At 68.1% G+C, this 14,160-nt stretch carries 11 protein-coding genes; 3 read left to right on the forward strand and 8 right to left on the reverse strand.

The annotated features are described in order from the left end of the window. Positions 1 to 32: 32 nt before the first annotated feature. From CH341_RS04505 to CH341_RS04515, 3 genes are all read right to left on the reverse strand, one after another. A complete protein-coding gene (locus CH341_RS04505) occupies positions 33 to 1,409 on the reverse strand; it encodes an HlyD family type I secretion periplasmic adaptor subunit (RefSeq protein ID WP_111417836.1) in 1,377 nt (458 codons plus the stop codon). Further along, a complete protein-coding gene (locus CH341_RS04510; protein ID WP_111417837.1) occupies positions 1,406 to 3,133 on the reverse strand; it encodes a type I secretion system permease/ATPase in 1,728 nt (575 codons plus the stop codon). The genes CH341_RS04505 and CH341_RS04510 overlap by 4 nt, the downstream gene beginning before the upstream one ends. A 74-nt stretch (positions 3,134 to 3,207) precedes the next feature. Beyond that, complete coding sequence (locus CH341_RS04515) at positions 3,208 to 3,954, reverse strand: hypothetical protein (protein WP_111417838.1); 747 nt, start codon at positions 3,952 to 3,954, stop codon at positions 3,208 to 3,210. Between the two features lie 915 nt (positions 3,955 to 4,869). Between CH341_RS04515 and CH341_RS04520 the strand changes: the two genes are divergently transcribed. After that, the gene (locus tag CH341_RS04520) at positions 4,870 to 6,057 is read left to right on the forward strand and encodes a sensor histidine kinase (RefSeq protein WP_111417839.1); all 1,188 of its coding nucleotides are present in this window, start codon (positions 4,870 to 4,872) and stop codon (positions 6,055 to 6,057) included. Beyond that, a complete protein-coding gene (locus CH341_RS04525; protein ID WP_146604373.1) occupies positions 6,050 to 6,691 on the forward strand; it encodes a response regulator in 642 nt (213 codons plus the stop codon). Before CH341_RS04520 ends, CH341_RS04525 begins: the two co-directional genes overlap by 8 nt. Positions 6,692 to 6,757: 66 nt before the next feature. Here the strand turns inward: CH341_RS04525 and CH341_RS04530 are convergent, their stop codons facing one another. From CH341_RS04530 to CH341_RS04550, 5 genes are all read right to left on the reverse strand, one after another. Then, a complete protein-coding gene (locus CH341_RS04530) occupies positions 6,758 to 7,453 on the reverse strand; it encodes an ABC transporter ATP-binding protein (RefSeq protein WP_111417857.1) in 696 nt (231 codons plus the stop codon). 11 nt (positions 7,454 to 7,464) lie between these two features. Beyond that, the gene (locus tag CH341_RS04535) at positions 7,465 to 8,220 is read right to left on the reverse strand and encodes an ABC transporter ATP-binding protein (protein ID WP_111417841.1); all 756 of its coding nucleotides are present in this window, start codon (positions 8,218 to 8,220) and stop codon (positions 7,465 to 7,467) included. Further along, positions 8,217 to 9,194 carry a branched-chain amino acid ABC transporter permease gene (locus tag CH341_RS04540; protein ID WP_111417842.1) on the reverse strand — a complete coding sequence of 326 codons (978 nt, stop codon included), beginning with the start codon at positions 9,192 to 9,194 and terminating at the stop codon, positions 8,217 to 8,219. The genes CH341_RS04535 and CH341_RS04540 overlap by 4 nt, the downstream gene beginning before the upstream one ends. Beyond that, positions 9,191 to 10,114 (reverse strand): branched-chain amino acid ABC transporter permease, encoded by a 924-nt coding sequence (locus CH341_RS04545; protein WP_111417843.1) that lies wholly within the window; start codon positions 10,112 to 10,114, stop codon positions 9,191 to 9,193. The genes CH341_RS04540 and CH341_RS04545 overlap by 4 nt, the downstream gene beginning before the upstream one ends. A gap of 179 nt (positions 10,115 to 10,293) precedes the next feature. Beyond that, complete coding sequence (locus tag CH341_RS04550) at positions 10,294 to 11,466, reverse strand: ABC transporter substrate-binding protein (protein WP_111417844.1); 1,173 nt, start codon at positions 11,464 to 11,466, stop codon at positions 10,294 to 10,296. 377 nt (positions 11,467 to 11,843) lie between these two features. Here CH341_RS04550 and CH341_RS04555 point away from each other — a divergent pair, with 377 nt between their 5' ends. Beyond that, complete coding sequence (locus CH341_RS04555) at positions 11,844 to 14,153, forward strand: bifunctional salicylyl-CoA 5-hydroxylase/oxidoreductase (protein WP_111417845.1); 2,310 nt, start codon at positions 11,844 to 11,846, stop codon at positions 14,151 to 14,153. Positions 14,154 to 14,160 lie beyond the last annotated feature (7 nt).

Consider the following 14,160-nt stretch of genomic DNA (forward strand, 5'->3'; position numbering starts at 1 on the left):
ACCTGCGTGCCGCCGGCGCGATCAGGCTAAGACTACTGTTCCTTGAAAGCGTGCGCGAAGCTGTCGAGCACCGGACGGAGAAGATAATCCAGGAGGGTCCGCTCGCCGGTCAGGATGATCGCCTCGACCGGCATGCCGGGAAAGAGCTTCACGCCGGGCAGACGCTCCAGGTCGGACGGCTTCACCTCGATGCGGGTCATGTAGAACTGGCCCTTCGACTGCTCGTCGACGACCGCGTCTGCGGAAACCTGCGTCACCACGCCGTCCAAGGTGGGCACGATGCGCTGCTTGTAGGCGACCAGGCGGACCTGTGCCGGCAGACCTTCGTGAACCACATCGATGTCGATCGGGTTCACCTTCACGTAGAGGACCAGATTTTCGTTGTCCGGGATGATGTCCAGAATGACCCCCCCGGAGCCGACGACGGCACCGGCCGTGAAATGCTTGAGCCCGATGACGTAGCCGTCCTGCGGCGCCACCACGTCCACCCGCTCGAGCTTGTCGGCGGTCTTCTGCAGCTGCTTCTCGGCCTCGGCCCGCTTGTTGCGGGCTTTCTCGAGATCATCCGAGATCGCCTTGGCTCGTTGATTCCGCAGGCTCTCCATCTGCGCCTTCGACTCGGCGATCGTCTCGCGCGCCGTGTCCAGCCGGCCGCGCAGGGCGCTGAGCTCGCTCTCGCTCTGGGCGATGTTCCGCTGCAGGCCGAGCACCCTGGGCTTCTTCTCGTAGCCCTTGTCGAGCAGGACGAGGGCCGTATCCAGCTCCTCCTGGAACAGCGCGATCTGTCGCTCGCTCGCGACGATCTGCTTGCTCAGCGCCTCCATCTGGGCCTGCTGCTGGGCGACCTTCCTCTGCTGGACGGCGATGTCCGCCGCCAGGGCCGACCTCTGGCTCTGGAAAATCTCCCGCTGGGTGCCGACGATGGCTGCCACCTCGGGCCGCCATAGGCTGGAGGCGAGCGCGGCGGGGAAGATCACGGACGGGGCGCCGTCGCGCTCGGCGCTCAGCCGCGCTTCCTCGGCCGTGGCGGTCAGAAGCTGGTTCTCGAGCACGCCGCGATCGGCCTTGACCGCGACCGGGTCGAGCCGCACCAGCACCTGTCCGGCGCGGACGCGGTCGCCTTCGCGGACCAGGATTTCGCGGATGATTCCGCCCTCGAGGTGCTGCACCGTCTTCTTGTTGGTGTCGACCCGCACCGTCCCGGCGGCGACGGCGCCGGCGGCCAGCGGCGCTGTTCCGGCCCAAACGCCGAACCCGCCGAGGCCGACCACCGCGACGACGACGGCCCCGGCGACGATATTGCGGATGGGCGGGCCGCTCTCCAGCAGGCGATCGGAGAGCTGGAAGATGCTGCCCTGGAGCACGGGCAGCCCGGCATTGTCGATCGTCTGCGGCTTTGTGCTCATCATCTGGCCTCGGGTCGGGGAATGCGCGGCGCGACGGGGCCGACCGCGGCCTTGGTGATCTGCTCGAGCACGGCCCGCTTGGGCCCGAACATCTCCATGCGGCCGCTGCGCATCACGATCAGCTTGTCGACATGCACCATGACGCTCGGCCGGTGGCCGACGATCGCGATCGCACAGCCGGCCTCCTTGAGCCGGGCGATCGCCTCGTTCAGAGCCGATTCGCCGTCGGCGTCGAGGTTGGCGTTGGGCTCGTCGAGCACGACCAGCACGGGCTTGTTCAGCAGCGCCCGCGCGAGCCCGATGCGCTGGCGCTGGCCGCCCGAGAGCCGCGCGCCGGCCTCGCCGATCTCGGTCTCGTAGCCGTTGGGAAGCCGCAGGATCATCTCGTGCGCCCCGGCGATCTGGGCGGCCTCGACGATCGCCTCGGCCGACACCTCTCCCATGCGGGCGATGTTGTCACGCACCGTGCCCTCGAACAGCTCGACGTCCTGCGGCAGGTAGCCGACCCAGTTGCCGATGTCGGCGCGGTTCCAGCGAAAGATGTCGGCGCCGTCGAGCCGCACCACGCCGCGGGTCGGGTTGAGGGTGCCGATCAGCATGCGGGCGAGCGTCGACTTGCCGGCCGCCGACGGGCCGATGACGCCGACCGCCTCGCCCGGGCCGATCTGGAACGACACGTCGCGCACGATCGGCTCGGCCTGGCCCTGCGGGTGATAGGTGACGCTTTCCACGGACACGCTGGCGGCCGGGCGCGGCATCGCCAGAGCGTCGTCGCGCAGGCGCGGTGCATCGAGGAAGCCGTTGAGGCGCCGGTAGGCGTCGAGAGCGCCGCTCGCCTGCTTCCAGCTCCCGATCGCCATCTCGACCGGCGCGAGGGCACGCCCCATCACGATCGAGGCGGCGATCATGACGCCGGCGCTCAGCTCGCCGTTGAGCACCAGATAGGCGCCGGCGCCCAGGATGGCGAGCTGCAGGATCATCCGCAGCGACTTCGAGGCGGAGTGGATGATGCCGGAGCGGTCGCTGGCCTGGCCCTGGAGGCTGCAGGTGCGGACGTTCTCAAGGGCCCAGCGGTTGGCGACCGCCGCGTTCATGCCCATGGCGTCGATCACCTCGGCATTGCGGGTCGCCATCTCGGCGGTTCGCATCGCCCGCACATTGGCGACATTGGCGCGGTGGAGGTCGCGATGGGTCAGCTTCTCGTTCATCAGCGCGAGAAGCACGATGAGCACGCCGCCGACGACCGAGATCAGCCCGAGCACCGGATGCAGCATGAAGACGAGGGCCAGGAACAACGGCATCCACGGCGCGTCGAGGATGGCGAAGGCGCCGTTGCCGCCGAGGAACTGGCGCACCGTGGCGACGTCGCGCAGCGCCTCGGTGCGGTAGGGATGGCCGCGCAGGCTCGATTCGAGAGCGCGGTCGAACACCGGCGGCGAGACCACCTGGTCGAGCCACAGGCTGGCACGCACCAGCAGGCGCGAGCGCAGCGCTTCGAACACCCCGTAGAGGATCAGGGCCGCGACCGCGATCACGGTCAGCCAGACCAGCGACGCGAGGCTCTTCGACGTCACGACGCGGTCGAAGACCTGCATCATGTAGATCGGCTGGGTGAGCACCAGCAGGTTGATGAAGAACCCGATGGCGCTCGCCCAAAGAAAGGTGCCGCCGGCGCGGCGCAGCGCCAGAGACAAGCGGTTCGACGTCTCCAGCCGCGGCGTACTCATGCCGATCGCGTTCCGACGTGGGAGGATGCACAATGAACGGAGCCGCGCGCCGAAGCGCGCGGCTCCGGAGGTGGTCAGACGAAGTTGAAGTCGCTGATCGACAGGGCGTGGCCCAGCGTCGTGATCGTGAACGTGCCGATCGTCACCGAGGTGCCGTCGTCGCTGAAATGCGCGTTCGCGGTGAACTGCTCCGCCGTGATGCCGGCCAGCACGATCGAATCGTGGCCGTTGCCGAAGTCGGTGATCGTGTTGGTGCTGGTGTTGGTGGAAGTCGTGTGCTCGTACCAGGAGTAGCTGTCGTCGTAGGTCGCCACGCCGCTCTTCACGACCTTGCCCGACGAGTAGGTGTAGGCTTGCGTCTGCGCGCTGGTGTCGCTGTCCGCGCCGTGCTGCTCCGCCATGTCGGCACGCCACTGAGCCAGGTTGCTCAGATAGGAGTTCCAGACGCCATTGGTGTTCGAGCCGGAGATCTGCGTCGGCGTCTCCTTGATGTCGTCGTAGGTGGCGGTCTGAATCGTGCTCGTCTCCTGGAAATTGATGACGAACTTGAAGGTGTCGTTGCCGTAGCCGCCGGTCAGAAGGTTAGTGCCACTCGACTCGGTGATCGTGTCGTTGTCCGAGACGTCATGGGGCTGGCCAGTGGGCTGGCCCTTTGGGTTAGTCTCCTGAATCGGAGCGGGAGCCGTACCCGGACCTGCAATGATGTAATCGTTTCCGTCAGTGCCCTGGATATCGTTGTTCTGATTCCACGAGGTGCCGTTTGTCACTCCGGTGTAGTCAGTCTGCTCGTAGGTAACGCCGTCCACAACGATCTCTGCCATCTTCGTCTCCCGCTGTCTGTTCGGAGCGCGCGCCCCGGTTCACTGCCTCTGAACGGGCGCCCGGCCCGGCCGTCGTCGTGATTGGCCGCTGTTGCGGTCCTGCCGCCTCTCGCCCATGCCGCCGGTGCCAACCCGACGACCTCAGCAGCCGGACGCTGCGACGACGGGATACAACTCCGTTTACAACTCGTTTTCCATATGACGCGAGTTATAGAGGATTAACCATGTTGGAAGATCCGCTCCGGAGGGGCTGATCCGGCGCCGCCGAGGCGGTCCGCGACGGCGTTTCAGCTGCCTGCGCGCCGGAAGCCTCGGTCCGGCGGCAAAGGCCGCTCGTGCTGTGTTCCCATTCGACGCCGCCCGAATGGTATAGACGTAATGAACCTTGCGAGACGCTTTACGGAATCCTTAGAGCCATGCTAATGACGCCCAAGTTATTTCCTGCCAAAAGCTCTTCATACTGTTGAAATCGTCTCGTCGGGCGTCGGGAGAAGGCATTGCTGGCGTTCCCAATCGGGCGACTGATCGGAATGACCCGCGTCGCGTTGGCTCTCGGCGCCTGGGTCGCCTGCTTGCTCGACGTCGACCGGCTGCGCTCCGCCTTCGGCTTGGAAGCCATCACCTGGATATCGACTTATCTGATGTTTGCCGTGCTCTGTCTGGCAGCCGAGCGGCGGGTTTCCTCCTCTGCCGGACACCTCGCCCTCCACCTGACCGAATGCGCTCTGATCCTGGGCTTGATCGTCGTCTCGGGCGGAGCCGTCAGCCCCTTCTTCGGTCTCGTCGCGCTGCCGCTGGCGGCGGCGCTGGCGTACTGGGGCTGGGGCGGAGCGCTCGCCACCGGGGCGACGGCCGCAGCCTTGTACGGGGGCCTCGGCCTCTGGGCTCTGGCCGACCCCGGGGGAGTCGGAGAATGTGGCCCATCTCGTCCTCCGCGGCCTCTATCTTCTGGCCGCTCTCCTCTTGCTCGCCTGGCTCGGCGCCTATTCGGCGCGAAGCCATTCGCGCCTGGTGCAACTGGCGAACTGGCCGGAGCCGAGCGGATTGGAGCCCACCGCGGTCGGGGGTCTTCTTCCGCATGCCGGGACCGCCCTGACGGCCCGACGCGTGGTGCTGTTCTGGGAACAGCCCGACGAACCGCACCGCAATGTCCTGGCCTGGTCCGACGGCGGCCCCCTGCGGGCGGAGCGCCACCCGCCCCGCCCGGACGCCGACACGGAGCGCGGGCCCGCGCCTTCCCTCGGCTGGTTCCACACGGCCGTCGAGGCCATCGGGCCGGACCTGGCCGGATCCTACGGGTTACAGAACGGGCTGGTTGCGCCGTTCGCGACGATGGCGTGCTCCGGCTACGTCTTCTTCACGGACTTGCGGGCTCCCAGCGAGGATCTGCTGGCGCTGTCGCAGATCGCCGGCGCCCGAATCGCTGCCGCGCTGAGCCAGCGGATACAGGACCAGCGTATAACGGCCGAGGCGCTGGCGCAGGAGCGGGTCCGGGTGAAATGCGACATCCACGACGACCTGCTGCAGGTTCTCGCGGCCGTCACGATCCGGCTGGAAACGATCGCCCTGACGGCCGAACACCAGACGGCGCGCGCGCTCGCGCACGTCTCTCGTCTGGTCGCCGACGAGCAGCATCGAATTCGCGAAGCGCTGGCCCTCCCGGTCCCGACCTCGGACGATCCCAGCACGATGGTGCCGTTGGCCGACGTGCTCGGGACCGTGACGCGCCGCTCCGCCGATCTGTGGAGTTGCCGCATTCGTCTCGAGATCGAGCCGAGGGATGCGATGCTGCCGCGTCGGCTGGGTCGCGACTGCGAGTTCCTGCTCAACGAGGCGGTGGCCAACGCATGCAAGCACGGCGCCGCCTCGCTGATCCGGATCGAGGCGTCGCTCGGCCTGGACGAGCTCGTTCTGAGCGTCGTCAACGACCCGCCCGCGGGAGTCGTGGATTCGGACGCCGCGACCATACCGCGTTCGCTCCAGGCTCGCCTCGCCCTTCTGGAGGGGTCCCTCACCGTTTTTCGGACCGCGGAATGCTTCACCTCGAGGTTTTGGATCCCGCTTGCGCGCTGGCAGCGGCAAAAGGTGCGGCTCGGTGCCTGATCCCATCCGGGTCATAACGGCGGACGATCATCCGGTGGTCCTGATGGGCCTGCGGAGTCTCGTCGAATCGGATCCGGGCCTCGCGCTGGTCGGCGGGTTCACCGACGGCGCCGAGGCGTTCGCCTGCATCCGCGACCAGCAGCCGGACGTCGCCGTGCTCGACGTCAACATGCCGACGATGGGCGGCGTCTCGGTCCTGCAGAGTGTGCGCGCGACCAACTCCAGCTGCAGAATCATCCTGCTGGCTGCCCATTTCTCCGACGACGACATCGTCGCAGCCGTGCAGTTCGGCGCCCGCTGCATCATGCCCAAAGACGCGGTGGCGGGCGATCTGATCAAGTGCATCCGGACCGTGGCGGGTGGTGCGACGTGCCTGCCCCCGAATCTCCTTCGGCCCGCCATGGCGCGCGTCGAGGAGCGGCAGCGTCGGCACCGTTGGCTGGAAGAGCTTCTCACCGCGAGGGAGTACGAGATCTTTGCGCTGGCAGCCACCGGGCTGCCCAACAAGGTGATGGCGGGCCAGATCGGAGTGACCGAGGGAACCATCAAGCTTCATCTCAACAACATCTACACGAAGCTCGAGATCTCCAGCCGAGGCGAGCTGGTGCGGTTGGCACGCAGCCTCGAGACCTGATCCCGGCGGCGTTCCGCCTCCTGAGCCGGCTGGCGTCCGGTCCCTCCGCAGTCGCCCCCCGGCGGTTCAGACTTCGAGATGGCGGGTCGCCTCGCTGCGATCGGCTGCGAGTTGCGCCGTGGTTCCGGTCCAGACGACACGGCCGCCGGCGATCACGACGTGGCGGTCGGCGATGCGCAGGAGCGCCTCGAGATTCTTGTCGACCACCAGGATGGCGAGCCCCTCCCGGCGCAGGGCTTCGATCGCGCCCCAGATCTCGCCGCGGATCACCGGCGCGAGCCCCTCGGTCGCCTCGTCGAGCACCAGGAGCTCGGGGTTGGTCATCAGCGCGCGGCCGATTGCCAGCATCTGCTGCTCACCGCCGGACAGATGCGTGCCGAGATTGCCCCGGCGCTCCTTCAGCCGCGGGAAGGCCGCATAGACGCGGTCGAGCGTCCAGCCGCCCTGCGTGGCGCCGCGCGCGGTGGCGACGAGGTTCTCCTCCACGGTCAGGCGCGGAAACACCTGTCGCCCCTCGGGCACGTAGCCGAGCCCGGCACTCGCGATGCGGTGCGGCGCGGCGCCGGTCAGGTCGCGGCCGCGCACGACGATGCGGCCGGCGGTCGGGCGCAGCAGGCCGAACAGGGTGCGGATCGTCGTCGTCTTGCCCATGCCGTTGCGGCCCATCAGGGTGACGACCTCGCCCGGCATCACCTCGAAGCCCATGCCGAACAGCACGCGCGCGCCGCCGTAGCCGCAATCGATCCCGTCGAGCGACACCAGCGGCGTCGTCATCAGACCGCCTCCTCCTCGCCCAGATAGGCGCGGCGGACGATCGGGTCGCCGCGCACATCCTCCGGCGCGCCGGTGACGGCGACCGCCCCGTAGATCAGCACCGTGATGCGATCCGCCAGGCGGAACACCGTGTTCATGTCGTGCTCGACCAGAAGGATCGCGACCTGCCCCTTGAGCGACAGCAAAAGCTCGGTCAGCCGCTCGCCCTCACCTCGCCCGGTGCCCGCCATCGGCTCGTCGAGCAGCAGGAGCTTCGGATTCTGGACGAGGCTCATGGCGAGCTCCAGGGCGCGACGCTCGCCATGCGCCAGATCGCCGGCGAGGGAGGACATCCGCTCGACCAGGCCGACGCGCTCCAGCGCGTCCTCGGCTTTCGCCCGCAGGGCGCGGTCGCGCAAGGCCGGTCGCCACATCCCGAAGGTGTCGCCGGAGGATGCGACGGCCGCCACGGCGACGTTCTCCAGCGCTGTGAACGAGCCGACCACATTGGAGATCTGGAACACACGGCCGAGTCCGAGGCGCGCCCGCGCCGCGACGCCGAGGTTGGTGACGTCGCGCCCCAGGAAGCGGACATGGCCGGAATCGGGGCGCAGCGCACCGGCGATCTGGGCGACCAGCGTGGTCTTGCCGGCACCGTTCGGACCGATCAGCGCATGCACCTCGCCCTGCCGTACATCCAGCGAGACACCCTGGGTGACGCGCAGCGCGCCGAAGGACTTGTCGAGAGTGTCGAGGACGAGGACCGGCTCGCTCATGCCGAGGTCCCGCGCAGCAGGGCCTTGAGATCGGCGCCGCGCAACAGCACGACCGCGACGATCACCAGGCCGAGGCCGAGCTTCCAGTGCTCGGTGAAGTGGCCGAGCGTCTCGTCCAGCACCGTCACGACCACGGCGCCGAGGACCGCCCCGGCGAGACGACCGGTGCCGCCGAGCACGACCATCACGATCAGCTCGCCCGAGACGTGCCAGTTCATGGTGGCGGGGGAGACGTACTCGACCTGGTTGGCGAGCAGCACGCCGGCCAGGCCGGCGAGGCCGCCGCCGATCGCCAGCGCGGTCAGTCGGTGCCGATAGGGATCGAGGCCCAGAGCCTGGAGCTTCGTCTCGTTGGCCCGGCCGGCGCGTAGCATCAGCCCGTAGCGCGACGCGACCAGACGATCGAGGGCTAAGAGCGCGACGCCGAGCAGCGCGATGGCGAGGATCGCCAGATTGGTGTCGGACTTCAGGACCCGCATGCCGAACAGCGTCGACCGCGACGCGACCGCCATGCCGTCGTCGCCGCCGAAGGCCGACAGGCTCGCCGCGACGTAGAAGATCATCTGGGCGAAGGCGAGCGTGATCATGATGAAGTACACGCCGCGGGTCCGCAGCGCGATGGCCCCGGTGGCCACCGAGAAGAGCGCGGCGGACGCGAAGCCGAGCGGCAGCACCACGAGCAGATTGGTGACGTCGTACTCGCCGGCGATCAGCACGGCGTAAGCGCCGATGCCGAGGGGCGCCGCATGACCGAAGCTCACCAGCCCGCCCTGGCCGATGAGGAACGACAGCGACACCGCGGCGAGCGCGAACGCCGCCGTGCGGCCCACCATGGTGGCGCCGTAGGAGCTGCCGAGACCGTGCGCGACCGCGAGCGCGGCCGCGAAGGCGAAGACGCAGACGAGGGTCGGCTGCAGAGCGAGGCGAAGGCCTGCCGATCCGCCCGGCTTCCGCACGGTCTCCGCCACGGTCACGCGGTTCTCCCGCCGAACAGGCCCGAGGGACGCACGCTGAGGACGACCGCCATGAGCAGGTAGACGAGCATCGAGGAGAGCGCCGGCCCGGCGGCGGCCGCTGCCGACTTGCCGATCAGCGCCTTGAGAAGGTCGGCCGCGAAGGCCCGGCCGAGCGTATCGACGAGGCCGACCAGAAGCGCCGAGACGAAGGCCCCCTTGATCGAGCCGATGCCGCCGATCACCACCACCACGAAGGCGACGATGAGGATGCGGTCGCCCATGGTCGGCTCGACCGAGACGAGCGGACCCGCCATGGCGCCGGCGAGGCCGGCCAGCATGGCGCCGAAGGCGAACACCACCAGGAACAGCCGGTCGATGTCGACGCCGAGCGCCGAGACCGTCTCGGGATGGGTCGAGCCGGCCCGCACCAGCATGCCGAGCCGGGTCCGGTTCACCAGATACCAGAGCAGCGCTGCGACGCCCACACCGACGCCGAGGATGACCAGGCGCCAGACCGGGTAGTTGAGGCCCGGCATCAGCGTGACGGAGCCGGCCAGCGCCGCCGGAGTGGGGAACGCGAGCGGCGCCGAGCCGAACACGATGCGCACCAGCTCGGTGACGATCAGGATGACGCCGAAGGTCCCGAGCACCTGCTCGAGATGATCACGCCGGGTGAGATGGCGGAAGACCAGCACCTCCAGTACGAAGCCGAGGACGAGCGCGCCGAGAAGGCCGAGCAGCAGGCCGACCGCGAAGTTGCCGCTCCACGCGACCAGCACGGCGACCAGATAGGCGCCGAGCATGTACTGGACGCCGTGCGCCAGATTGATGAAGTCCATCACGCCGAAGACGAGCGTCAGCCCGGCGGCGACCAGGAACAGGATCACGCCGAGCTGGAGCCCGTTGAGAAGCTGTGAGACGAACAGAACCGCGGTCATCGGGCTTCTCTCCCCTTCCCCGTCGTCCCGAGGTGCTCGTGAAGCGAGCCTCGAAGGACGATCGGCCCGGGCCGTCGCCCTTCGGGGCCCGGCTGTGCCGGGCACCTCAGGGTGACGGATTGCTTCAGAGCCACCGATCGCCGCTCAGATGCGGGGGCCACAGACGGGGCTCTGCCGGCTCACTTCAGCCGGCACTCGGCCACGTAGGCGTCCGGGGCCTTCTCGAACACCTTGGTCTCGACCGCCGTCGCGAACTTGCCGTCCGGGCGCTTGACCGCCTTGACGACGTAGAAGTCCTGCAGCGGGAATCCGTTGGTGTTGAACGCGAAGGTGCCGCGGACAGACTTGAACGGGGCGCTCGCGAGCGCCTTGCGGAACGCCTGCTTGTCGGAGGTCTTGCCGCCGGTCTGGCGCAGCGCGCCGTCGATCAGCTTGGCGGCGTCGTAGCCTTGCGCCGCATAGAGCGACGGAACGACGCCGTATTCCTTCTCGTAGGCGGCGACGAAGGCCTTGTTCTCCGGGGTGTCGATGCTGGGCGCCCATTCGGCGCCCGACAGCAGCCCGGCGGCGGCGTCCTGGGTCGCCGGCAGCGTCGTCTCGTCGACCGTGAAGGCCGACAGGAACGGCACCTTGCCGGCGAGACCGGCCTGCGCATACTGCTTGGTCAGGTTCACGCCCATGCCGCCCGGCATGAAGGTGAACAGCGCGTCCGGATTGGCGGCGGCGATCTTGGCGAGCTCGGCCGAGAAGTCGAGCTGGCCGAGCTGGGTGAAGATCTCCTCCACCACCTCGCCCTTGAAGTGGCGCTTGAAGCCGGCCATCGAATCCTTGCCGGCCTGGTAGTTCGGCGTCATCAGGACGACGCGCTTGTAGCCCTTGTCCTGCGCGTACTTGCCCATCACCTCGTGGTTCTGGTCGTTCTGGTAGGACGCCGAGAAGAAGAACGGCGAGCAGCCCTTGCCGGCGAGCGGCGACGGGCCGGCATTGCCGGAGATCAGGAAGGTCTCGTTCTCCAGCACCGGCTTCTGGATCGCCATCATCACGTTGGAGAACACGACGCCGGCGACGACGTCGACCTTGTCGCGCTCGAGCAGCGCCCGCACCTTGGTCACGGCGACGTCGGGCTTGAGCTCGTCGTCGATCACGATCACGTCGGTCGGCTGGCCGCCGAGCTTGCCGCCCAGCTCCTTGACGGCGAGCAGGAAGCCGTCGCGCATGTGGACGCCGAGCGCCGCCGAGGGGCCCGACAGGGTCGAGACGAAGCCGATCTTGACCGGGTCGGCGACCGCGGCGGCCGGCAGCGCGAGGGCGGCAGCGGCGGCGAGGAGAAACCTGTTCGGAACGGGCGGCATCGTGCTTGTCCTTCCATCGTTGCGGGGGCACCGCCCCCTGCACCGGGGATCTGTGTCGCTGAAGCGTGGCGCCCGACCGCCCGGCACTCGGGCATGCCGCGGGACATCCGGCCTGCAACAAGGTCATACCTAAAAAGTTTATGTGTCAAGCATAATGGCTCGACGTTGCTTGCCCAACATTTGCGCAATGCAGCAACGCCGTCGCCGATGCTCGCGTGCCTCCGCGGACAGCCGCCCCGTCCGATGCGGAAGCGGACCTTGCGCCGCGGCGAGGGACTGCTCTCGACCGGACCATCGGCTTGACAGTGCCGTTCTCGCACGAATACTTTAGACATAAAGCATATGGGCGTTCCCGCCCGGCGCGCGAGGAGACCTCCATGCGCATCGTCTGCATCGGCGGCGGCCCGGCAGGCCTGTATTTCGGCCTCCTGATGAAGAAGCTCCACCCGGCGCACGAGATCACGGTGGTCGAGCGCAACAAGCCCTACGACACGTTCGGCTGGGGAGTCGTGTTCTCGGACGCCACCATGGCGGCGATGCGACAGTGGGACGCGGAGACGGCGGCCGAGATCGAGACCGCCTTCAATCACTGGGACGACATCGAGGTGTGGTTCAAGGGGACGCGCCAGCGCACCACCGGCCACGGCTTCGTCGGCATCGGCCGCAAGCAGCTCCTCAACATCCTGCAGCGGCGCTGCGAGGCGCTCGGCGTCGAGCTCGTCTTCGAGCGCGAGGTGGACAGCGACCTCGAGTTCCCCGATGCCGACCTGATCATCGCGTCCGACGGCTTCAACTCGAAGATTCGCAACCGCACCCCGGAGGCGTTCCAGCCGGACCTGGTCGTGCGCCCGAACCGCTACATCTGGCTCGGCACCAGGAAGCTCTACGACGCCTTCACGTTCGACTTCCGCAAGACCGAGCACGGCTGGTTCCAGGCCCACATCTACAAGTTCGACGCCGAGACCTCGACCTTCATCGTCGAGACCACGGAAGAGGCCTTTCTGGCGCACGGCCTCGACAAGCTCGACCAGGACGGCTCGATCGCCTTCTGCGAAAGGCTCTTCGAGGAGGTGCTGGACGGCGCCCCGCTGATGACCAATGCGCGGCACCTGCGCGGCTCGGCCTGGCTGAACTTCAATCGCCTGATTTGCGGACGGTGGAGCCGGTTCAACGGCCGCAGCCACGTCGTGCTGATGGGCGACGCCGCCCACACGGCGCATTTCGCCATCGGCTCCGGCACCAAGCTCGCCCTCGACGACGCGATCGAGCTCACCCGCCAGTTCGAGGCGCTCGGCAACGATGCCGCGACCATCCCGACCGTCCTGGACCGCTACGAAGACATCCGCCGCGTCGACGTGGCGAGAATCCAGAACGCGGCGCGCAATGCGATGGAGTGGTTCGAGGTGGTCGGCCGCCGCTACGCCGACACGCTGGAGCCCGAGCAGTTCATGTACTCGATGCTGACGCGCTCGCAGCGCATCAGCCACGAGAATCTGCGCCTGCGGGACAAGGCGTGGCTCGAAGGATACGAGCGCTGGTTCGCCAAGCGCGCCGGCGTTCCAGTCGGCACAAACGAGCGCGTGCTGCCGCCGATGTTCACGCCCTACACGGCGCGCGGCGTGACGCTGCCGAACCGCATCGTCGTCTCGCCAATGGCGATGTACTCGGCCCGTGATGGGCTGATCGACGACTTTCATCTCGTCCACCTCGGCGCCCGCGCGATGGGCGGCGCCGGTCTCGTCTTCGCCGAGATGACCTGCGTCTCGCCGGACGCCCGGATCACACCCGGCTGTCTCGGCCTGTGGAACGACGCACAAGCCGCCGGCTGGACGCGCTTCGCCGATTTCGTTCACACCAACACCGACGCCAAGGTGGCGATCCAGCTCGGCCATGCCGGCCGCAAGGGCGCGACCAAGCTGGCCTGGGACGGGATGGACCAGCCGCTCGACCAGGGCGAATGGCCGCTGATCTCCGCCTCCCCCCTGCCCTATCTGCCGTCGAGCCGGGTGCCGAAGGCGATGGATCGCGCCGACATGGACCGGGTTCTGTCGGACTTCGTCGCCGCGACGAAGCGCGCCGCCGCTGCCGGCGTCGACTGGCTGGAGCTCCACTGCGCCCACGGCTATCTGCTGTCGAGCTTCCTCTCACCGCTGACCAATCGACGCGACGACGACTACGGCGGCTCGCACCAGAACCGCGCCCGCTTCCCGCTCGAGGTGTTCCGCGCCATCCGGGCCGTGTGGCCGGCCGACAAGCCGATCTCGGTGCGCCTGTCCTGTCACGACTGGTTCGAGGGCGGCAACACGCCCGACGACGCAGCGATCTTCGCGCAGATGTTCAAGGAGGCGGGCGCCGATCTGATCGACTGCTCGTCGGGTCAGGTGTGGAAGGAGGAGAAGCCGGTCTATGGCCGCCTCTTCCAGACGCCGTTCTCCGACAAGATCCGCAACGAGGTTCACATTCCGACCATCGCGGTCGGCGCCATCTCGGAGGCCGACCACGCCAACTCGATCATCGCGGCCGGCCGCGCCGATCTCTGCGCCATCGCGCGCCCGCATCTCGCCGATCCCTCATGGGCCCTGCACGAGGCCGCCAAGATCGGCCTGAGGTCGATCCCGTGGCCGAAGCAGTACCGCTCCGCCAAGGGGCAGTACGAGGCGAATCTCGAGCGCGCCGCGGCGCAGTGAGGAACAC

This window comes from Rhodoplanes roseus (assembly GCF_003258865.1).
GTDB classification, from domain to species: Bacteria; Pseudomonadota; Alphaproteobacteria; order Rhizobiales; family Xanthobacteraceae; genus Rhodoplanes; species Rhodoplanes roseus.

Coding starts and splice junctions, on each gene's coding strand:
- CH341_RS04505 (WP_111417836.1), bottom strand. CDS start 1,409: ATGATGAGCACAAAGCCGCAGACGATCGACAATGCCGGGCTGCCCGTG.
- CH341_RS04510 (WP_111417837.1), bottom strand. CDS start 3,133: ATGAGTACGCCGCGGCTGGAGACGTCGAACCGCTTGTCTCTGGCGCTG.
- CH341_RS04515 (WP_111417838.1), bottom strand. CDS start 3,954: ATGGCAGAGATCGTTGTGGACGGCGTTACCTACGAGCAGACTGACTAC.
- CH341_RS04535 (WP_111417841.1), bottom strand. CDS start 8,220: ATGAGCGAGCCGGTCCTCGTCCTCGACACTCTCGACAAGTCCTTCGGC.
- CH341_RS04545 (WP_111417843.1), bottom strand. CDS start 10,114: ATGACCGCGGTTCTGTTCGTCTCACAGCTTCTCAACGGGCTCCAGCTC.
- CH341_RS04550 (WP_111417844.1), bottom strand. CDS start 11,466: ATGCCGCCCGTTCCGAACAGGTTTCTCCTCGCCGCCGCTGCCGCCCTC.
- CH341_RS04555 (WP_111417845.1), top strand. CDS start 11,844: ATGCGCATCGTCTGCATCGGCGGCGGCCCGGCAGGCCTGTATTTCGGC.